Source organism: Myroides sp. C15-4, from assembly GCF_050522745.1.
Taxonomy (GTDB): domain Bacteria; phylum Bacteroidota; class Bacteroidia; order Flavobacteriales; family Flavobacteriaceae; genus Flavobacterium.
On record NZ_JBMVQX010000007.1, the window covers coordinates 80,539 to 100,924 of the forward strand.

Annotated in this window: 22 protein-coding genes; 15 read left to right on the forward strand and 7 right to left on the reverse strand. The window is 37.7% G+C overall.

Annotated elements, in window-relative coordinates; all coding sequences use genetic code 11:
- Nucleotide 1 precedes the first annotated feature (1 nt).
- The 6 genes from ACPDHL_RS05240 (at nucleotide 2) to ACPDHL_RS05265 (ending at nucleotide 5,433) form a co-directional block, all read left to right on the forward strand.
- Nucleotides 2-1,000 (forward strand): acetylornithine carbamoyltransferase, encoded by a 999-nt coding sequence (locus ACPDHL_RS05240; RefSeq protein ID WP_430531740.1) that lies wholly within the window; start codon nucleotides 2-4, stop codon nucleotides 998-1,000.
- A 2-nt stretch (nucleotides 1,001-1,002) separates the two neighbouring features.
- Nucleotides 1,003-1,785, forward strand: coding sequence for an acetylglutamate kinase (gene argB / locus ACPDHL_RS05245; RefSeq protein ID WP_430531741.1), 783 nt, complete (start codon nucleotides 1,003-1,005; stop codon nucleotides 1,783-1,785).
- A gap of 11 nt (nucleotides 1,786-1,796) precedes the next feature.
- On the forward strand, nucleotides 1,797-2,858 hold the full coding sequence (locus ACPDHL_RS05250) for a M20 family metallo-hydrolase (protein WP_430531742.1): 1,062 nt from the start codon (nucleotides 1,797-1,799) through the stop codon (nucleotides 2,856-2,858).
- Between the two features lies 1 nt (nucleotide 2,859).
- Entirely contained in the window at nucleotides 2,860-4,191 is a 1,332-nt protein-coding gene (gene argH, locus ACPDHL_RS05255) for an argininosuccinate lyase (RefSeq protein WP_430531743.1), read from the forward strand.
- A 71-nt stretch (nucleotides 4,192-4,262) separates the two neighbouring features.
- Nucleotides 4,263-4,838, forward strand: a complete 576-nt coding sequence (locus ACPDHL_RS05260; RefSeq protein WP_430531744.1) for a hypothetical protein — start codon at nucleotides 4,263-4,265, stop codon at nucleotides 4,836-4,838.
- 61 nt (nucleotides 4,839-4,899) lie between these two features.
- Nucleotides 4,900-5,433 (forward strand): hypothetical protein, encoded by a 534-nt coding sequence (locus tag ACPDHL_RS05265; RefSeq protein WP_430531745.1) that lies wholly within the window; start codon nucleotides 4,900-4,902, stop codon nucleotides 5,431-5,433.
- Between the two features lie 35 nt (nucleotides 5,434-5,468).
- Here ACPDHL_RS05265 and ACPDHL_RS05270 read toward each other — a convergent pair whose 3' ends face one another.
- Nucleotides 5,469-6,521: a 2Fe-2S iron-sulfur cluster-binding protein gene (locus ACPDHL_RS05270; protein WP_430531746.1), complete on the reverse strand. Its 1,053-nt coding sequence runs from the start codon at nucleotides 6,519-6,521 to the stop codon at nucleotides 5,469-5,471.
- A gap of 143 nt (nucleotides 6,522-6,664) precedes the next feature.
- On the opposite strand from ACPDHL_RS05270, the gene ACPDHL_RS05275 reads away from it, so the two are divergent.
- From ACPDHL_RS05275 to ACPDHL_RS05310, 8 genes are all read left to right on the forward strand, one after another.
- Nucleotides 6,665-7,000 (forward strand): PadR family transcriptional regulator, encoded by a 336-nt coding sequence (locus ACPDHL_RS05275; RefSeq protein ID WP_430531747.1) that lies wholly within the window; start codon nucleotides 6,665-6,667, stop codon nucleotides 6,998-7,000.
- 19 nt (nucleotides 7,001-7,019) lie between these two features.
- Nucleotides 7,020-7,673 (forward strand): hypothetical protein, encoded by a 654-nt coding sequence (locus tag ACPDHL_RS05280; RefSeq protein WP_430531748.1) that lies wholly within the window; start codon nucleotides 7,020-7,022, stop codon nucleotides 7,671-7,673.
- A gap of 68 nt (nucleotides 7,674-7,741) precedes the next feature.
- Entirely contained in the window at nucleotides 7,742-8,383 is a 642-nt protein-coding gene (locus ACPDHL_RS05285) for a hypothetical protein (RefSeq protein WP_430531749.1), read from the forward strand.
- 15 nt (nucleotides 8,384-8,398) lie between these two features.
- Nucleotides 8,399-9,034, forward strand: a complete 636-nt coding sequence (locus ACPDHL_RS05290) for a hypothetical protein (RefSeq protein WP_430531750.1) — start codon at nucleotides 8,399-8,401, stop codon at nucleotides 9,032-9,034.
- Nucleotide 9,035: 1 nt separating this feature from the next.
- Nucleotides 9,036-9,710 (forward strand): hypothetical protein, encoded by a 675-nt coding sequence (locus tag ACPDHL_RS05295; protein ID WP_430531751.1) that lies wholly within the window; start codon nucleotides 9,036-9,038, stop codon nucleotides 9,708-9,710.
- Nucleotides 9,711-9,722: 12 nt separating this feature from the next.
- Nucleotides 9,723-10,430 (forward strand): hypothetical protein, encoded by a 708-nt coding sequence (locus tag ACPDHL_RS05300; RefSeq protein WP_430531752.1) that lies wholly within the window; start codon nucleotides 9,723-9,725, stop codon nucleotides 10,428-10,430.
- A gap of 5 nt (nucleotides 10,431-10,435) precedes the next feature.
- Entirely contained in the window at nucleotides 10,436-11,143 is a 708-nt protein-coding gene (locus ACPDHL_RS05305) for a hypothetical protein (RefSeq protein ID WP_430531753.1), read from the forward strand.
- A gap of 125 nt (nucleotides 11,144-11,268) precedes the next feature.
- The gene (locus ACPDHL_RS05310) at nucleotides 11,269-13,755 is read left to right on the forward strand and encodes a DUF5686 and carboxypeptidase regulatory-like domain-containing protein (RefSeq protein WP_430531754.1); all 2,487 of its coding nucleotides are present in this window, start codon (nucleotides 11,269-11,271) and stop codon (nucleotides 13,753-13,755) included.
- Between the two features lie 105 nt (nucleotides 13,756-13,860).
- Here the strand turns inward: ACPDHL_RS05310 and pheS are convergent, their stop codons facing one another.
- Complete coding sequence (gene pheS, locus ACPDHL_RS05315) at nucleotides 13,861-14,877, reverse strand: phenylalanine--tRNA ligase subunit alpha (protein ID WP_430531755.1); 1,017 nt, start codon at nucleotides 14,875-14,877, stop codon at nucleotides 13,861-13,863.
- 83 nt (nucleotides 14,878-14,960) lie between these two features.
- Nucleotides 14,961-15,317 (reverse strand): hypothetical protein, encoded by a 357-nt coding sequence (locus tag ACPDHL_RS05320; RefSeq protein WP_430531756.1) that lies wholly within the window; start codon nucleotides 15,315-15,317, stop codon nucleotides 14,961-14,963.
- A 96-nt stretch (nucleotides 15,318-15,413) separates the two neighbouring features.
- On the opposite strand from ACPDHL_RS05320, the gene ACPDHL_RS05325 reads away from it, so the two are divergent.
- On the forward strand, nucleotides 15,414-15,953 hold the full coding sequence (locus tag ACPDHL_RS05325) for a CvpA family protein (RefSeq protein ID WP_430531757.1): 540 nt from the start codon (nucleotides 15,414-15,416) through the stop codon (nucleotides 15,951-15,953).
- A 9-nt stretch (nucleotides 15,954-15,962) separates the two neighbouring features.
- On the opposite strand, the gene ACPDHL_RS05330 is transcribed toward ACPDHL_RS05325, so the two are convergent.
- Genes ACPDHL_RS05330 through ACPDHL_RS05345 form a run of 4 tightly spaced genes read right to left on the reverse strand, consistent with a single transcriptional unit; the run spans nucleotide 15,963 to nucleotide 20,382 of the window.
- Nucleotides 15,963-16,724, reverse strand: a complete 762-nt coding sequence (locus ACPDHL_RS05330; protein ID WP_430531758.1) for a tetratricopeptide repeat protein — start codon at nucleotides 16,722-16,724, stop codon at nucleotides 15,963-15,965.
- Nucleotides 16,724-18,487 carry a BatD family protein gene (locus ACPDHL_RS05335; protein ID WP_430531759.1) on the reverse strand — a complete coding sequence of 588 codons (1,764 nt, stop codon included), beginning with the start codon at nucleotides 18,485-18,487 and terminating at the stop codon, nucleotides 16,724-16,726. The genes ACPDHL_RS05330 and ACPDHL_RS05335 overlap by 1 nt, the downstream gene beginning before the upstream one ends.
- Before the next feature lie 10 nt (nucleotides 18,488-18,497).
- Nucleotides 18,498-19,331 carry a tetratricopeptide repeat protein gene (locus tag ACPDHL_RS05340; RefSeq protein WP_430531760.1) on the reverse strand — a complete coding sequence of 278 codons (834 nt, stop codon included), beginning with the start codon at nucleotides 19,329-19,331 and terminating at the stop codon, nucleotides 18,498-18,500.
- Between the two features lie 19 nt (nucleotides 19,332-19,350).
- A complete protein-coding gene (locus ACPDHL_RS05345) occupies nucleotides 19,351-20,382 on the reverse strand; it encodes a VWA domain-containing protein (protein ID WP_430531761.1) in 1,032 nt (343 codons plus the stop codon).
- Nucleotides 20,383-20,386 lie beyond the last annotated feature (4 nt).

Sequence of the window (20,386 nt, forward strand, 5' to 3'; positions counted from 1 at the left end):
GATGAAACAGTTTTTTTCAATATACGATATTCCTTCTTTATCAGAGGCAGTACACACTGCATTGACGTGTAAGGCGAATCCATTTCAAAATGAACACTTAGGCAAGCACAAGGTTCTTGGTTTGGTGTTTTTAAATCCGAGTTTGCGTACTCGTATGAGTACGCAAAAGGCAGCGATGAATTTAGGCATGGAGGTGATGGTGATGAATATGACCTCGGATGGTTGGGCTTTGGAAACGAAGGATGGAGTGATCATGAACGGAGATACAGCAGAACACATCAGAGAAGCGGCAGCTGTCATGGGACAATATTGTGATATCTTGGGGTTGCGTTCTTTTCCAGGGTTACAGGATGTTGAGGTAGATTACAGGGAAGAATTATTTCACAAATTCGCTCAATATTGTGGCAAACCTGTGGTGAGCTTAGAAACGGCAACTAGACACCCTTTGCAGAGTTTTACGGATTTAATTACCCTTATTGAGCAAGGTGATTTTGAATATGACACTGATACAAAACAATATAGTCCACAAAAAAACAAACCGAAGGTTGTTTTAACTTGGGCGCCACATGTTAAGTCCTTGCCACAAGCAGTACCAAATTCTTTTGCTGAATGGATGGTACAAGCAGAGAAAGAAGGTTTAATTGATTTCGTTATTACACACCCTGAAGGCTATGCGCTAAAGGAGGAATTTACTCAAGGAGCAACGGTTTTAACCAATCAAAAGGAGGCATTACAAGAGGCGGATTTTGTCTATGTAAAAAACTGGTCTAGCTATGAAAACTATGGTCAGATTACGTGTACAGATGCTTCCTGGATGTTAACCCTAGAGCATCTGAAAGTAACCAATCAAGCCAAAGTTATGCACTGTTTACCAGTAAGACGCGATCTCGTTATTGCTTCTGAAGTCTTGGATAGCGCACATTCGATTGTCATTGAAGAAGCAGGAAATAGAGTATGGGCAGCGCAAGCAGTCTTACAAGAAATGTTGAAAAATAAGTAAAGATGCAAAAACTAACCGTAATTAAGATAGGGGGAAATATTGTGGATAATGAACAGGCATTGAGCCAATTTTTAGATGCTTTTACACAACTTGATACCCTAAAGATTTTAGTGCATGGAGGAGGGAAATTGGCGACAAAATTGGCAGGACAATTAGGGCTTTCGACCGAAATGGTGGAGGGAAGACGCATTACCACAGCAGCCTTGTTACCTGTGACGGTTATGGTGTATGCTGGATTGATAAACAAACAAATTGTCGCTCAATTGCAAAAGAGAACATGCGATGCTTTTGGGGTTTCAGGAGCCGATGGACAACTCATAATCAGTAAGAAACGCCCAATAACCTTGGTAGATTACGGATTAGTTGGTGATTTTACACCGCGAGAGGTTAATAGTACGCGTTTAAAACAATTGCTTGAATTAGGGCTTTGTCCTGTATTTTCGGCTATTACAGCTGATGAAGAAGGACAATTATTAAATACAAATGCGGATACCATAGCTTCAAATTTAGCTATAGCCTTGGCTACGCATTATCAAGTTGATCTGGTCTACTGTTTTGAACGCAAGGGAGTCTTGCGCAATATACACGATGATGCCTCTGTAATCGATACAATTAACTCGTCCAACTTTAATCAATTAAAAGAAGAAGGAGTTATTGCAGATGGGATGCTACCAAAAATAGTCAATGCCCTAGCTGCTGTTGAACAAAATGTACATCGCGTTTGCATCAAACAAGCAGAAGACCTTTTAAACCCAAAAGCAGGTACAACGATTAGCCCATATTAACCAAATAAAAAATGAAAAAAGAATTAACTACCCAAGCCATACAGCTGCTAGAGCACTTAATTGCTACCCCTTCGTTTAGTAAAGAAGAAGATCAAACGGCAACAATACTAGCCCAATTTTTAGCGAATCACGGAGTAGAAGTACATCGCGAACTCCATAATGTTTGGGCATTTAATCAACACTTTGATGCGAATAAACCAACCATTCTGTTGAATTCGCATCACGATACGGTACGTCCAAATAAAGACTACACCCGAGATCCCTTTACACCTACACATAGTGAGGGTAAACTATATGGATTGGGAAGTAATGATGCAGGAGGGTGTTTAGTTTCGTTGTTGGCTACTTTTTTATATTTCCACAAACAAGAAAATTTGAAATATAATTTCTGTATGGCCGCTACAGCAGAAGAAGAAATCTCTGGTACAGCTGGATTGGAGTACGTTCTTCCAAAATTAGGAACGTTGGATTTCGCTATTGTGGGGGAGCCCACACAAATGCAGCTAGCTGTTGCAGAACGAGGCTTGATGGTGTTAGATTGTGTAGCAAAAGGACGTTCAGGGCATGCAGCGCGTAATGAGGGGGAAAATGCTATTTTCAAAGCGATTCAAGATATTACTTGGTTTAACAGCTATCAGTTTCCGAAAGTTTCGACTGAGTTTGGTCCTAGTAAGATGAGTGTGACGATGATTCAGGCTGGGACGCAACACAATGTTGTTCCAGCTACTTGTGAGTTTGTTGTGGATATTCGCGTAACGGATGCCTATACCAATGAAGAAGTATTGGAAATTGTCAAACAACATGTAGACTGTGAGGTTTACGCACGTTCAACGCGTTTAAAACCCTCGTCTATAGCCAAAGATCACCCCCTTGTACAAGCGGGTATTCAATTGGGACGCACCACTTATGGATCACCGACAACGAGTGATCAAGCGCTGTTGGATATTCCTTCGTTAAAATGTGGTCCTGGTGATTCTGCTCGTTCGCATACGGCAGATGAATATGTTTATATCGATGAAATTGAAGAGGGAATCAACCTCTATATTGAAATGTTGAATCAAATCGTGAAGTAAGATGAAATTATGGCAAAAAAATACAACAGTGGATCAAGCAGTTGACGCATTTACTGTTGGTCAAGATAGAGCATTAGACATGAACTTAGCGCCTTTTGATGTGCTGGGATCATTGGCGCATACGCAAATGTTACAGCAAATAGGGCTTTTAACCTCCACAGAATTGGCTTCTATTCAAAAAGAATTAAAGGCAATATATCAAGAGATTGTCGAGGGGAAGTTTCAGATTGAAGACGATGTGGAGGACATTCACTCTCAAGTGGAGTTGCTTTTGACTAGAAGAATCGGTGAGGCAGGAAAAAAAATCCACGCCGGTCGTTCTAGAAATGATCAAGTTTTGGTTGATTTAAAGCTGTATTTCCGTCATGAACTCGAAAGTTTGGTACAACAAGTCAAAGTGGTTTTCGACACATTTCAACAGCTGAGCAACCAACACAAAGCCGTGATCATGCCTGGCTATACGCATTTACAAGTGGCTATGCCTTCGTCTTTTGGGCTATGGTTTGGCGCGTATGCAGAGAGTTTGGTTGATGATTTAGAATTGATGTTAGCCGCTTGGAAAGTAGTCAATAAAAACCCGTTAGGTTCTGCTGCGGGCTATGGGTCTTCTTTTCCATTAGATCGCCAGCTGACTACGGATCTTTTGGGTTTTCAAAGCATGAATTACAATGTGGTTTACGCGCAAATGGGAAGAGGAAAAAGTGAGCGTATTGTGGCACAGGCCATGAGTGCTATTGCTGCAACATTAAGCAAATGGGCTATGGATTGTTGTTTGTATATGAGTCAAAATTATAATTTTATTGCTTTTCCAGCTCATTTAACTACGGGATCAAGTATTATGCCACATAAAAAAAATCCCGATGTATTGGAATTGATTCGTTCACGTTGTAATAAAATACAAGCCTTGCCCAATGAGATTGCATTGATGATCACAAATTTACCCGCAGGATATCACCGTGATTTACAGTTGCTTAAAGAAAATTTGTTTCCTGCTTTTACCTCGTTAAAAGAGTGTTTAGCAATGACGCAGTTGATGTTGAATCACATACAAGTTAACCCCGAAATCGTAGCGGATACAAAATACGATTATTTGTTTAGTGTTGAGGTGGTGAATGCCTTGGTTTTAGAGGGAATTCCTTTTAGAGAAGCGTATAAACAAATCGGTTTAGCTATTGAAGAAGGATCCTATCAACCCGAAAGAAATGTGGTACACACTCATCAAGGAAGTATAGGTAATTTGATGAATGACGAAATTAAAAAAGAATTTGATACTGTATTTCAAGCCTTTGATTTTGAACAAATCCAAAAAAAACTAGTACGTTTAGTGTTGTGATTAATTGTAAAAAAGCATAGAGATTTGTTTCTATGCTTTTTTTAGTTTAAATTTATGTTAAACCTAGGATTATGAAAAAACTAAAATTACGAATGATAGCGCTTGCCTTTATAGCAGGATTTACGATGATTTCTTGCTCAAGTGATGATAATAAGGAAGCCGCCTATGATGTGTATAATTTACCTTATACACCCTTAACCGACTTATCAGAATTGGGTAAAGAAACCTATTTTTACGTAGGAATTAAAATAGAGGGATATAAAACACAACTAATTCCTCCCACGAAGGAAACCTGTTTAAAAGAGGATAAAATTGTTGCTCTTTACAACGATGATGAAATGCTTGTCCGATTAGACTATAAAAGAAGTGGTATTAACTGCAAAGGCTATGATAATATAAGGCTAACTCAAAATAAAATAGTGCAGCCGGGAATTTTGAATACAAATTTATATGTGGCGGGTACCTATGAAAAGGCAGATAATGGAGATATGGTTTTGGTTCCCTCAGATAGTAATGAACGTTTTGAGGGCGATATTGAAATTGGATTCCAAGGAAGATATTTACGTATCGAAGATCGCATGTCTCACTACTCACGTCCAGCTAACGTGAATAAGGTATATTTATATTTTGAAAAAATAAGCGAATAGTTTAAATTGAAATCATAATCTATAATTTAAAATTTTGTTATTTTTGCAAAAAATATATAATATGAAATATTGGATTGGATTAGTAGTTGTTTTGGTAAGTAGTCTATTTTTGTCATGCTCAAGTTCTGATGATACAAAAGAAATAGATCCTATTTTCTCCTTACCTTATACGCCTTTGAGTAGTATGAATGATCTTGATGAGGGCGATTACGCATATGTAGGGATAAAAATAGCAGATCAAAAAGTAGGGATGATCACACCGACTAGTACAACATGTGCACGTAAGGATTTTATGACCATCTTTTATGATGGAACAGAGCTAAACCATATGATTTACTACAAAAAAAACAGATCCTGTTCAGGTACGGTAGCGGTTATGCTTTCTGAAATGTTTTTGGAAAACGAGGGTATTTTGGCTACATTGATCGGTTCATCTGATCAGTCTAATCCTAGTGCGGTGCCTCATGATACGAAGAATCATATCCGTCTGGAAGTTGGATTTCAAGGAGAATACCTGCGTATTGAAGACAGAATGTCCAATTTTACGCGTACTAAACACAACGAAAAGGTATACCTTTATTTTAAGAAAAAATAAGACATAAAAAAAGGCTGCAACTGCAGCCTTTTTTACTATATATCATCGTAGTTGATGTGGATTTCATCCGAGGTGACAATCGCTTGACACGATAGAATTAATCCTTCAGCAACTTCATCATCAGTCAGTATACTATTGCGTTTCATAGTTGCAGATCCCTTAGTAATACGGCACATGCAAGAGCTACAAATTCCACCCTGACACGAATATGGCGCATCAATACCAGCATCTAAGACGCCAGTTAAAAGCGCTTGACTCTTTGGCATCTCAAAGGTCGATTCTTCATCGTCTACAACAACTGTTACTTTCGTACTTCCTCCTTGTGCTTCTACTGGGTTATTCCCATCTGTATTAGGGGTGAAGATCTCAAAGAGAATCTGCTCTTTTTCTACCCCTTTTGACTGAAGGGTATCACTTACTAAGTCAATCATTTCTTCTGGTCCACACAAGAAATAGGTTGAAAAAGTTTTATCTTGATGTTTATTGTTTACTACAAAATTGATGGCCGCTTTGTCAATACGTCCAAAAAGAGAATCGCCTTCTCTCATTCTCGAATATACAAAGTGAACATAAAGCTGTTCAGGATATTGCTCCTGAAGTTGGTGTAATTGCTCATGGAAGATGGTCTCCTCTTTTGATTTATTCCCATAAACCAGAACAAATTTACTGTTGGGTTCTTGTGTTAAAACACTTTGTAAAATGGACATAACTGGTGTAATTCCACTACCTGCAGCAAAGGCTGCATAATTAGCTGCTGCTTCTGGATTGGGACTAAAAGTAAATCGTCCATCAGGAGCCTCTACAGCCAATTGATCACCAACTTTCAACACATCATTAGCATAGGTAGAAAAAATACCTTGTTCTACTTTCTTTACAACAATGCGGATCTCTCCACTTTGCGGGGTCGAGCAGATCGAATAAGCTCGCCTTATCTCTTTGCCGTTATGTTCATAGCTAATGTTGAGATATTGCCCAGCAACAAAGGTATACTCTTGTTGTAAGGAAGCCGGAATTTCCAATGCGATTGAAACCGCATGAGGAGTTTCGCTGCGAATCTCTTTTACCGTTAAATTGTTGAATCTTGACATGGTTAGTTCTGTTTATTTTGGGCAAAAATACAAAACCCATGGTGTAAAAGGAAGTTTTAGAACTCAGATTAACGAAAATTATTATACCTATAAGTTATAGGTATAAAAAAAATACTATATTTGTATACCTAAGAATCTTATATATGGCAAAGCAACAACAACTATACAAAGGTAGCTTGAATACAATTATCATGAAGTTATTGGCTGAAAACGGTCGCATGTACGGTTATGAAATTACCCAAAAAGTAAAGGAAATTACCACCGGGGAGATGGGTCTGACCGAAGGAGCACTTTACCCAGCTCTGCACAAGTTGGAGGCAGATGGTTTTTTAGATGTGGACATGGAACGCGTAGACGGACGAGTAAGAAAGTACTATAAATTGACCGAAAGTGGTGTAAAGGAAACAGATAATAAGATGGAGGAATTGGAAAATTTCATTCGAAACATGCAAAATATAGTTAACCTGAAATTGACTTAAGTCTTTATAAAAGGATATTATGGAGCAAATGAAAAAATTAACCCTAGAACAAGTACAGTCCATTGAGGATCGATTACTGCAAAAATACGAGTTGCAACAGGATGAAATTCGATATGAGATTCTCGATCACATCGCTTGTGCGATTGAAGAAGTAATGAATCAGGGAGAAACCTATGAAGAAGCAACAACCCTAGTTTTTAGAACGTGGAATGTTCGATTGATTGCTGATGAGAAAGGAGTATTCAAAGGAATTCCGCATTTTATTTTGAATCAATTCAATAAGGAGTATACAAAAGTTGAGCTACAATCGTTACTGATCGCTGCGATTTTATCTATCCCCTTGTTGCTGGCGTCTTGGTATGCACAATGGAATCAGATCCTCTTGATGAGTTCTTTGTTTGTTTTACATACCTGTGGTGTTTTTATTATACATAAAGAATCAAAGCATATACAGGATTATCGCTATGATTTTTTTAGAGGAAAAGCAAGGAGTACCTGGATTAAGAGTACAATCCCTTTTGTTTTTGTGGTTGTTTTTTACATGATCTGGGGAACCTATGAGCAGATGTCCAATTTTAGTTTTTTAGTGGTTTACTATTTTATTTTCAACTCCTTTTTGCTCCTGCGATTTAGAAAATATTGTAAACATCAAAAATTTAAATTAGCGAAATAACGCATAGCAAGAAGAAAAGACGGAAAAACAGTGTTTTGTACTATGTTTAATCTCGTAGTTTATAAAAAATGAAGAAACTTACAACCAAACAAATACTAGAAATAGAAACCCGAATGATTCAACAATACGATCTGAATTTTCAAGCATTCCGCGATGAGGTTGTGGATCATATCGCTTGTGAAATTGAGGAGTATCTTGAGCAAGGGGTTGAGTATACACAAGCAAAACAACATGTGCTGGGAAAATGGCATTTTGAATTGAAACCTGTGCTGGGAAAACAGGGTATTCCTACGTGTATCGTAAAGCAACTGTATCGTAAAGATGCCGTGTTTTACCTCGTTTTTTTCCTTTTATTTTTGATGAGCTGGCTCCTTGGGAGTTTGCAGGTTCTGGAGTTCACGCCTACTCCTTGGGTTAGTTTTGGTTGTTTCCTACTAGCATTCCTTATTTCTGTGGTGGTACAAAAGCGCTTCTTTAAGCAAAAGAGTTATGAAATGAAGTTCTATATGCATGTCTTGGGCAGTGTGATGCTAGTGAATATCATCTCATTAACCGTGGCAATGTTCCACCTAAGAAAGGACATTACACAAGATGTTCTTTTGACTCCCTATCATCTATTTGTAGTAGCTGTTCACTTGTTGATCTTGAATGTGTTTTTTGCTAGTCAGGTGATGCAACAGTATCGCAAGGTGAAAACGCAATCGATATAATTTAAATCTGGAAGCATGCAAACACTCACGACAGACCAATTGCAACAAGTGGAAGATTTTTTAGTTGATCAATACGCTATGCAAGTAGATGAAGAGGTACGAGGTGAGGTATTAGATCATATTGCTTGTGCGATTGAAGAACAAATCAATCAAGGACAATCGTATAAGATCGCTTTTATGAATGTCTTCAATCAATGGCACCCTCATTTACAACCCTCGCGGTTTAATGGCTATCAAAACATTCCGCGTTTTATTGCACGTCGGCTGATAAAAAATGACCTGTTGGTTCATGTGGGGATTATCCTTAGTCTTTCACTTTTCTTGAGCTTACTAGGAGAAGTAAACTATATTTTAACATCGAGTAGTTGGGGTCTTTTGCTGTTTTCGTGGCTTATAAATCAACAGTGTTTACATCAAGTGAAACATCAACAGAGTTTTTCACTCAATTATTATAAAAAACAACTACATTATTTAAACTATTTGAATGTTATGGCACTACTTGTTTTACTGATCCTATTAGGTTGGATGTGGGATGTACCCGCTATTCTTGAAGAACGGGCTCCAACGATTCTATACACTTCTTGTTTTTTATTTGCCGTGAATACCTATTTATCTTATCGTCTTTATCAATTTAGGACAGTAAAAAAGTGAAATGATGATTAATCTTACACCACACCAACTCCAACATATAGACCAGTTTCTACTGGAACACTATCGCTTGTATTATATCGATCTTCGAGCAGAAGTAGTCGATCATATTGCTTCGGATATTGAAACAGAACTTCATACAGGAAAAAATTACGAAGAAGCCTTTGTTCTTGTGATTTCAAAATGGGATGTGTTATTGAAACCTGCCAAGGGATTTTTTAGAGGGATTCCGTATTTTGTTGCACAACAATGGAAAAAAGAACGCTTTAAACGAGGTGGACGAGCGTGTCTGTTTGGTGTACTGACCACCTTGTTGTTTGCGGGTTTGTTCCATGGCATAGTAGCCCTAGGCGAGGACTATGTATGGGGATTGGGAATTTTAGTGCTATTGTTTATTAGTTGTGTACTAATGTTTCTAAGAAATTTCAGCTTAGTAGAAAATATGCCATTACAAACGGCAACAGGGACTTTTCTGCGCGTTGAATTCAAGAGACTCGGTATGATACAGAGTTTTATTATTATCATAGGAGGAGTGAGTCGATTTAGGCTCATGCCTTCTGGAGATTGGTATTTTTATATGTATTTATTGATAGGCATTAGTACGTTGTTCTATTTGATTCAGTGGAGAATGGATTATCACAAAGAGAAAGTATACCAAATTAAATGGCAAATGCTATAAAATGTAGAAGATATGGAGAGAAAAGTTACACTTCAAGAAATTGAACAATTACACCGTTTTGTACGGCAACACTATGTTGAGTTTTACGATGTGGAGTTGGAATTGGTCGATCACTTAGCTCACGATATTGAAGCGCAATGGGCAAAGGATGCAACAGTATCCTTTGAGCAGGCTCTGCAAATTGCATTTAAAAAGTTTGGCATTTTTGGGTTCAGCGATGTGGTGGAACAAAAGATTAACAAATTAAATAGCGCTTACTATAAAGAGAGTTTTCGATTATTAAAGGAGTTTTTTACCTTACCTAAAATTGTTGTGTCGGTGGCGTTATTTTTAGTGCTCTACCTCGCAAAAACGTATCTTTCTCAATATGGGATACGATTCGTTGAAGACTTCTTTTTAGGCCTTGGATTTTTATTTATCGTCGTGCAAATGGTAAAATTACATCGGGAGAAAAAAGTCAGAGAAAAGGCAAAAGAAAAAAAATGGCTGTTGCAATCTGTACTGTACAACTTAGAAGTATGGCCCTATTATTTCATTACGCTTTATGTGTTTAGATGGATTCTACCACGGGGATTTAATACTGAAAATACAGCGCTTTCACTGCTCTCTGTTTTTATACTTACGGTAACTGTATTGTACGTTTATGTATTAAAAGCTGTGGTAGTTCCAAAGGTTGAACGTGATTTGAACGAACAGAAAACAAAAATAGTAACCCTGTAAAGACAATGAGAATACTTAGCCCATTAGAAACCGAAGAACTTCACCGCTTTGTCCGTCAACACTATGTTGAGTTTTACGATGTGGAGTTGGAATTGGTCGATCACTTAGCTCACGATATTGAAGCGCAATGGGCAAAGGATGCAACAGTATCCTTTGAGCAGGCTCTGCAAATTGCATTTAAAAAGTTTGGCATTTTTGGGTTTAGTGATGTTGTTGAAGTAAAAGTCAATCGATTGACCAAAGTTTATATCAAAATGATGCTGAAACAATTGATGTCATTCTTTACGTTGCCAAAGATCATTTTTTCAATTGCGCTGTACTTGATCCTATTTACTATAGGGGTTACCTATCAAGAAAATGGAGTTTGGTTTCTCTTTTGCTTGCTTTTTGGGTTGACAACTATTTATATGATTATAGGTACCCTATGGCAGCGAAAACTAAAGCTACAACAGCGTTTGACTCGGCGAAAATTCCTATTGGAGACCGTTGCAATTCAAAGCTATTCTGGAGGAGCTTTTTTATCGGTTAGTACCATTTTTATTCAACTGCCCAATATGACACATACTTTTGAGGTCAATCCATGGGCGATCGGACTAATCGCCCTTCTGGTACTTTTAATGAGCTTGTGGAGCTATATTGCTATCTTTATTCTCAAACCAAAATTGCAGACAGAACTGGTGCAATTAGTTGAAAAATACCGAGTTATTTCCTAATCTAAATAGCAAATGCCCCCTTTTTTTAAAGAGGTAAATTAGGGAATAAACACAAAAGAAAGTGCAGGTGATGTAACATAAATGGAAGAGTGGCGTCTTATCGTTTATCAACCAACATACATCACATGAAAAAATTAATCACCTTATTTGTGTGTTCGCTGTCTTTGTTCTCTTTTTCACAAGTCAGCGGAACGCTTGTTGATCAAGCGGGAAAACCCATTAGCTATGCGACCATTATCTTGGAGCAAACCCAGCAAGGGGTTATCAGTAACGACAAAGGAGAATATGAGATTAAGCCAAAGTCCACGGGCAATTATACTTTTGCTTTTCAGTTCTTAGGTTATAAAACAGAACGAAAAAACGTCCAATACGAAGGAAAACCCTTAACTCTAGATGTGGTGCTTCAAGAAGAAGAGTTCCAATTGGACGATATTGTCATTAAGGTGGGGAAGAACCCTGCGGATGAAATTATTCGCAGAGCCATTGCCAACAAGACAAAAAATACCCAAGGAGCCGCCTCTTTCTCCGCCGATTTTTATTCCAAAGGAATGATCAAGAGTTTGAAAATACCCAAATTTGCACAAGATAAAGTCTATGTTGGTGAAGATAAAGCCAGCGGATTAGACTCTTTAGGACAGGGAATACTGTACTTGTCAGAAACAGTATCCGAATTAAAATATCAAAAACCCAATCAACTAAAAGAACATATTGTTGCCTCTAAGATTAGTGGAAACAACAGCGGCTATAGTTTTAATACTGCCGATGAATCCATGTATGATTTTTACGACAATCAATTTCGAATGGCCGATTTTGATATCCAAATGATTTCTCCTTTGGCCAATCAGGCATTTTCTTTTTATCGATTTAACTTAGAGGCTACTTTCAAAGACAATGGCGTAGTGATCAATAAAATCAAAGTAACACCAAAAGTAAAAAATCAGCCCGTTTTCTTTGGCGATATTTATATTGTCGATGATACAGCAGCATTATATGGCGTGGATCTTACTGTGACAGGGGTGAGTTTACAACAGCCTTTCCTCGAGTCTATTGCCATCAGTCAAAATTTCTTTTACAACGAAGCCAATCAAACGTGGGTTAAGCGATCGCAAACGTTGGATATGTTGATTAACTTATTTGGATTCAAAGGACAAGGTGTGTTTTTGAGCGTATTCAACAACTACAATTTTACACCCAATTTTACAAGAGCCGATTTTGGAAAAGAAGTTTTATCCTTTGCCAAAGACGCCAATAAAAAAGACGACGACTTCTGGACAAACCAACGTTTGTATCCCCTAACTGTTGAAGAAAGCAAAGACTACCAATTTAAAGATAGTATCCGCGAGCGAATTGAGTCGCCAGCTTACCGAGATAGTATTCGAATGGTACGCAATCGCTTTGATGTTCTTGCTCCGATTACAGGATACCGATACAGAAGTAAAAAGGAGCACTTTACGTTGAATTATGATGGTTTAATCGAATTAGACAAAATTGGATTTAATACCGTTCAAGGTTTTTATATGGGAACGGGTTTATCAGCGACTTGGTATGAAAAAGATAAAAAATCATATACACGTGCTGCTGCGAATGTAAACTATGGATTTGCCTCTGAGCGTTTTCGTGCCTACGGTACTTTAAGTCATCAATTCAATGACTTAAATAAATCTTCGGTATACGTAAGAGGAGGAACAAAAATAGAACAGTTTCACAAGGATAACATCAGTGAAGTTTTCAATAGTTTGTTTTCTTTGCTCTTTAGAAAGAACTTTGCCAAATACTATAACAACGAAGAGGCTTATGTAGGGTATAAGGGCAAATTTGTCGATGAGGCGATCAGCTTAGGAGCTGAAGTAGGATACGAGCAGCGAAAACCGCTGTTTAACAACGCCAATGGTTCTTTTTATACCGGAAGTAGAGCCTATACGTCAAATGATCCTACAGCGCCTTTAAACGATTTAAGCGCGCCAATTGAATTACATCACGTATACAAATTCAAAGTAGGAGCGAATATCAATTTGGGTATGACTTATATTTCTTATCCAGAGGAGCGTTGGTATATACGCAATGCAAAATATCCAAAAATTAATGTTGGATACGAAAAAGCATTTGGAGGTAGCGAAAATCGCTATAACTACGATTTAGTTACAGCAGGTATTAAACAAGATATTACGCTAGGTAATAAAGGTGAGTTTTCCTATGCGGTTAAAGGGGGACACTTTTTTCATGGAAAAGATATTGCCTATGTCGATCGCAAGCATTTTTCAGGAAATGAAACCCATTTGAATATTGAAAATGACCGCATGAGTTCTTTTAACTTATTGCCTTATTATAGCTTGAGTACCAACAAATCCTATCTAGAAACTCACCTAGAGTATAATTTCAAAGGATTTATTATGAATCGCTTGCCTTTGTTGAAATGGACAGGGTGGAATGTAGTGGCGGGCTATCACAATGCAGCTACATCAGAAGCAAAGGTATATCAAGAGTTTACCGTAGGGCTATCTAATATCGGTATTGGTAGCATGAAAGGGTTCCGCGTAGATTATGTACGCGCTTATCAAGGAAGTGCATTCTTCAAAGATGGTTTTATGTTTGGCTTTAAAAAAGACTTTTAAAAATACGTTTGATCATTGGATATGTAACTGAATTTAGTTTATTAGATACGATCCAAAAAAAGCCCGATACACTGTATCGGGCTTTTATATTGTAAGAAAATGCGATTAAAAGTTTGATTTGAATTGCTCCAAGAAGCGAACATCATTTTCGTAGAACATGCGAATATCGCTGATTTGGTATAATAACATAGCGATACGCTCGATTCCCATACCAAAAGCAAATCCACTGTATTCATTTGCATCGATGTTACAATTGGTTAATACGTTTGGATCAACCATTCCACATCCCATGATTTCTAACCAGCCTGTTCCCTTGGTGATTCTATAGTCAACTTCTGTTTTTAATCCCCAATAGATATCTACTTCAGCACTTGGCTCCGTAAAAGGGAAATAAGAAGGACGTAAGCGAATTTTTGATTTTCCAAACATCTCTTTTGTAAAGTACAATAAGGTTTGTTTTAGATCAGCAAAAGACACGTCTTTATCAATGTATAATCCTTCTACTTGGTGGAAAATACAGTGTGAACGAGACGAAATATCTTCATTTCTAAATACGCGACCTGGAGAAATTGTACGCAAAGGCGGCTTGTGATCCTCCATATAGCGTGCTTGCACCGATGAAGTGTGTGTACGCAATAAATGTTGTGGATTCGACTGAACAAAGAACGAATCTTGCATATCACGTGCTGGGTGATAGTCAGGGAAGTTCAATGCTGAGAAGTTATGCCAGTCGTCTTCAATTTCTGGACCTTCAGAAATAGTAAAACCAATGCTGTTAAAAATATCAACAATTTGATTTTTTACAAGAGAAATCGGGTGTCTTGATCCAATAAGTGTCGGATAGCCTGGACGAGTTAGATCGCCATATAATCCTTGTACGTTCTTAGATTCTAATTCCTCTTGGATGGTTTTTACTTTAGCTTCAATGGCGCTTTTTAATGTATTAATCGCCTGGCCGAATTCCTTTTTCTGATCGTTAGGAACGGTTTTAAAGTAGGCAAATAATTCATTTAAGATCCCTTTTTTCGAAAGGAACTTAATTCTAAAAGCTTCTAGTTGTTCTTTGTTATCAGTTTGGAAATGTTCTGCCTCGCCGATGTATTCTTTTATTTTATCTATCATTTTAAGTAAAGTAAAAGGCAAATTTACTGCTTTTCATTTAGACATAAAATTTAAAGCAGGCTAATTTTTTATTTATGTGCGTTTTAATCAATATATTTTAGTTCTAAGAAGTAATGGACGATTGCTTCTTTCATTAGAACACTTTGTTCACCTGCTCGAAGTGCAGGTAATTGCTCTTTTACGTTGTAATGGGGCCAACCATCATCGTCATAGTGATCGAATTCATAATATCCATAGGGCTCAAGTAGGCGGCATATTGCGATATGCATTAAATTAACTTTATCGTCTTTTTTATATCGTTTTTTAATTTTACCTAGTTCTTGAACGCCAATAAGATAGATGATTGATTCTAAATCGAGGACTTCGCCGTCGCCAAAGCGGGTTGATATTTTGTGTACCACATCATCCCATCGCTTTTTTAATTGTTCATCTCTTGCCATATTGTTGTTTGTTTGATGAAACAAAGATACAATTTCCTTATGATGCAGATTTATAGAAAAAAATAATAATTTAGTGAACTATTAAATGTGGTTGGAATGGTATTAGATATTTTAGTGGTTTTAGCTTTGGCTTTTGGTGTGTTTACAGGAATAAAAAAGGGTTTTTTTGTATCCGTTGTTGCTTTCTTGTCGCTTTTGATCGGAACCATGGGAGCACTGAAGTTTTCCAATGTGGTCAAGGATTTTTTACAACATAAATGGGGGTGGGAATCTAGTTTTTTGCCTGTTTTGTCCTTTGCGATAGCCTTTGTTCTCGCTATTTTAGTGGTTCGATTGGCAGCACAAGTCGCTACTAAAGTATTTGAAGTTGCTTTTTTGGGCTTGTTCAATCGCTTGCTGGGTGCCCTCTTCCAGGTTTTAGTCGTTATCTTACTGATGAGTTTACTCTATGCGCTATTTGATCAGATCAATCGTCATTTTGTACTGGTACAGCCTGAAACGTTAGCCCAAGCAAAGAGCTATCAAGTTTATTTGTTTGTTGCTGAACATATTTTCCCTAGTTTATTCAAAATGGTGGGGTATTTATTTGAAAAAAGCGTCGATGTTTTGCAAACACCTACGCCTGAATCTATTTAAATTTTCGCCTTATATTTCGCGAATAGTCTCTTTGTCTATCCAACCTAGTTCTTGATTTTCTAAGCGAACGTTGATCCACAATCCCTTGCGATCCAGAATAAAAACTTTAGTTCCTTTGTGCAATTCTCTTAGCGTTGTTGAGGTGCTTTTTGCCTCTTCTTTTAGCTCGGTTTTGTCCGAAAATACAAGACCTATTGCGGTGTTTTTGGAGTAATTTGTTTCAAAAACTGCGGCGTAAATACTGGAGATACCCACAAGCACACTGAGTACCATAGCAACGAATAAAAGACGCTTCCCTGTGCTATTAGGCGTCTTATAGTATACGACAAAGAATAAGAGTAGTGCTACACTGCAGAAAGTCGCTAAAATAGCCCAACCGTCGGCAGATAGCTTACCTAGGGTTTGGTGGGCAATATCTTTTTTATTGTATTCCTGAATAATGGTTATATCGTCTTCTAGGTGTTCCTTGGTAAAATTGAGATTGGTCTTTGCTTCCTGCATGGTAGGATCTAACTGTAAGGCCTTTTCATAGTAATAAACGGCATCTACATAAGCACCAGTTTTGTAATATGCATTGGCAAGATTAAAATACAGTTCAGGCGAATTTTCATAGAAATTCGCTAAAGTTAAGTACCCTTCAATCGCTTCTTTAAAGTGCTCCTTTTGAAACGTTTCATTTACTTTGTCAAAAGTTTTTTGCCAATCAGCCGTTTGGGCATAGGTCCCTATACCAAACAAAGCAAATACAAGATAAAAAGTTAACTTTTTCATTAGGATTTAAATTGTTTTTCCAATTGATCGATAACATCAATTGCCGTTTCGTAATCTTTTACAATATTCACTTGTTCTGTTGGGGTATAGCGCGCCCATTCACAAGCATTTTTAAGGCTCATAAACGACTGAATCGCCTCTGTAGTAATGGCTTTTTTCTGCAAAATTTCCGTGATATTATCATTGCTCATTTCGCTGGTTTCCATCTGTAATTTTGCCTTTAGGAAGTTGTGTAAACAACGCTCTAATGCCTCATAAAATAACGCTTTATCCTTCATGTGTTTTTTGGCTTCTCCTAAGTATTTTTTCGCTAAGCGATTATTTCTTCTCAATCGATTTCCTTCCACGTCATTGGCTCTCGCAGAACGAAGGCGACTACCCACAACAAACAAGGGAATAGCTGCTAGTGGTGTAAATAATAAGAAATAGAATAAGGACGTATTCCAATACGTTGTTTGTTGCTGGTCAACAAAAGTTAATGTCGCTTTGTTCTTTTGGAAAAATTCCTGATCATCTGGGCTATCTGCTCCTGCTACTTCTTTGTTGGTTGGCAAAGTTGGACCTTCCAAAACATGGATTTTTATCGTATCCGTTTTGATCGTTTTGTATTGTTTTGACGCTAGATCAAAATAAGAAAACTCCATGGGGTCAATGTTGTATTCGCCTTTATACTGTGGAATGATGGTGTATTTATTGGTTCGATTTCCCTGTAATCCGAAAGCAGTTGGTGTTAGCTTTTCCGAATATTGTGGATCGTATACCTCTAAAGCGGAATGCGCCAGTGGAGTAGGTAGGGTAAGGAGGTTTAAATTTCCTTTACCAGAAACGGCCACCGTTAAGTTCAAAGGCTCTCCTGCTTTGAGTTCCTGTGTAGAAGGGGTAACTTTAAATGAAAAGTCTCCTACACCACCCGAAAAGGTAGCAGGTCGGTCTTTTTGTGGTAAATCTTGCGCATCAATGGTGATGGATTGGGTGCTGTAGTCTTTTTCGACTAACCCATATTCTGGAAAACCAAAGAAATCTCGACGACCTGTAGGAACTTCAACCTGCACAGTCAAAGACAAGGGCTTAATTACTTGTTTTCCCACTTCTTGCGCCATGATAATGTCCTGTTTCAAGACGACATAGTTATAGAGCTCTCCTTTGTATTTTCCTTGTTTTAATTCTGGACGCTGTGGCATATCTACACTATAGGTCCAAAATTTGTCATAGGTTGGAATTTCATTTCCTCTATAACCGCCAACGTTGGCATTAAAATAAAGCTTGTAAACGATGGTAATTGGTTCGTTGATAAACGGTTTTGACTTGGAAACTTCGGCAACTAGGTGAACTTTATCCAAAGATCCTTGTTGTATTTGATTCATACGTTGACGGGGATCTTGACGTTCAACAGCATCGGTTACCGTTAGGGTAATCGGATTGGTTGTTAGGGTTTCACCGTCAATTTGAATACTCGCTTTTCCAATGGTGATTTTTCCCTTTCTCTTGGGTTGTAATAGGTAGGAAAAAGACTTTTTAAATGATTTTTTTCCGTTAATCCAAGAATAACTAACAGAACTACTAGGGCCGCCTACAACGGTAAAAGCATCAAAAGAGGGCGGAGAGAAGTTATCTCCATCGCTATTCATGGTAAATTCAATCTGAACTACGTCATTTAAAGGCACTTGTTCTTTGTTCACACTCGCCTCAAAGCTTACCTGAGCTGTGAGCGATTGTGTGAAGAGGACACAAAATAATACAATATAAAAGTATAATGTTCTCATAATATCAAGCTTACCAGTCTTTTTTACGTTGTGTAGAAACGCCTTGTGCATCCCCTTTTTTATCTCCTTTTTTATTCTTGTCGATTAATCGTTGTTGCACCGCTTGTTCATCGCGATTTACAGCATCTAAAATACGCTCCATCTGCTCTTTGCTCTGTTGCTGTTGAGGTGTCGGTTGTTGCTGTTGATCGGAATTTTGATCCTTGTTGTCTCCTTGATCTTTGTTGTCGTTTCCTTGATCCTTTTTGTCCTCTTTTTTATCATCCCCTTTGTCGTCTTTATTCTGATCCTGGTTTTGATCTTTATTCTGCTGATCTTGGTTTTGATCCTTATTGTCCTGGTTCTCTTGATTCTCTTTGTTGTCCTGATTATCCTTGTTATCTTGGTTATCCTGATTTTGGTCGTTTTGTGGATTTTCTTCGTTTAACTTTTTCGCTACGGCATAATTATAGCGTGTTTCGTCATCTTTAGGGTTATTTCTCAGGGCATTTTTATACGCTTCTTCTGCTGCTTTATAATTTTTTTCAGCCATATAAGCATTGCCTAAATTGTGATAGGCTTTGTGCTTGGTTTCTTTCGTTGTCGCTTCTTTACTCGCTCTTGTATAGGCTGAGATAGCTTCTTTGTTTTGTTTTTGACGCAGTAAGCTATTGCCTAAATTATAGGTTGCTGTTTCTTTTTTTTCACTCTTAGAAGACGCAATGCGATAGGCCGCTTCTGATTGATTATATTGCTTGTGCTCATAGGATTCATTACCGATGGTTAAAGCGCGGCCTGCAGATTGACCAAATGAAGTCAAACAAGCAAAAAATAGAAATAGGAATGTGAGAGATATATTTTTCATTTTGTACAAGCTATAAACATTATTCTTTTTCATTGAAGAGATTTAACTTCTTCATCCAACTCGTTTTGCGTTCAAGAATGAATAAATCAATGAGAATTAATAAAAAGGCTAATCCTAAAAACCATTGAAATTGCGATTGAAACTCTGCAATTTGTTGAGATTCGAAATCTGTTTTCTCAATTTTATTGAGCTCATTGGTGATTAGATCTACGATTTCTTGGGTATTTGATCCGTAAAAATACTTTCCACCCGTTGCATCTGCAATGTGTTTCAGGGTAGATGGGTCTAATTTGGTGATGACAATTTCATTGTCCCAATCTTTTTTATATTCAATTCCTTTGGCTGTGCGTATTGGAATAGGACCTCCTTTTTCCGTTCCCACGCCAATGGTGATAATTTTGATGTTTTTGTCTTTGGCAATTTGAATCGCAGCATCGATATTTTCTCCGTGATCTTCTCCATCAGAGATGAGGATCATCACTTTACTTGTTCGCGGGTTATCAAAGTAATTACTTGCCACGTGAATGGCATCTTCCAAGGCAGTTCCTTGAGAAGAAACCATGTCAGTATTCATGGATTGAAGATACATCTTTGCCGCATAGTGATCTGTGGTAATGGGTAGCATGGGAAAAGCACTTCCTGCATAGCCAACTATACCGATTCGATCTGGTCCTAAGCTGTTTATAATTTGCGAGGTTAATTGTTTCATCTTTGCCAAGCGATCAGGCGCCATGTCTTGTGCTAGCATACTTTTAGAAACGTCTAGGGTAAATACAATATCCACACCTTGTCTCTTTACTGTAACAACACGTGTACCTATTTTAGGATTAACTAACCCTAATACGAGACAAATAAGTGCTCCAAGGTACAAACAGGCTTTGAGTATAGGTTTATTAGCAGATCTATTTGGCGCTAATGCTTGCAATGCCTTAGTCGTTGCAAATGTTTTTTGCACTTTCTTTTTCCACAGTATTTCCCATACAATGAGCAATGCAATGACGGCAATTGCAATTAGTAATAGAAAATATTTTTTGTCATCTAATTCCCACATAATG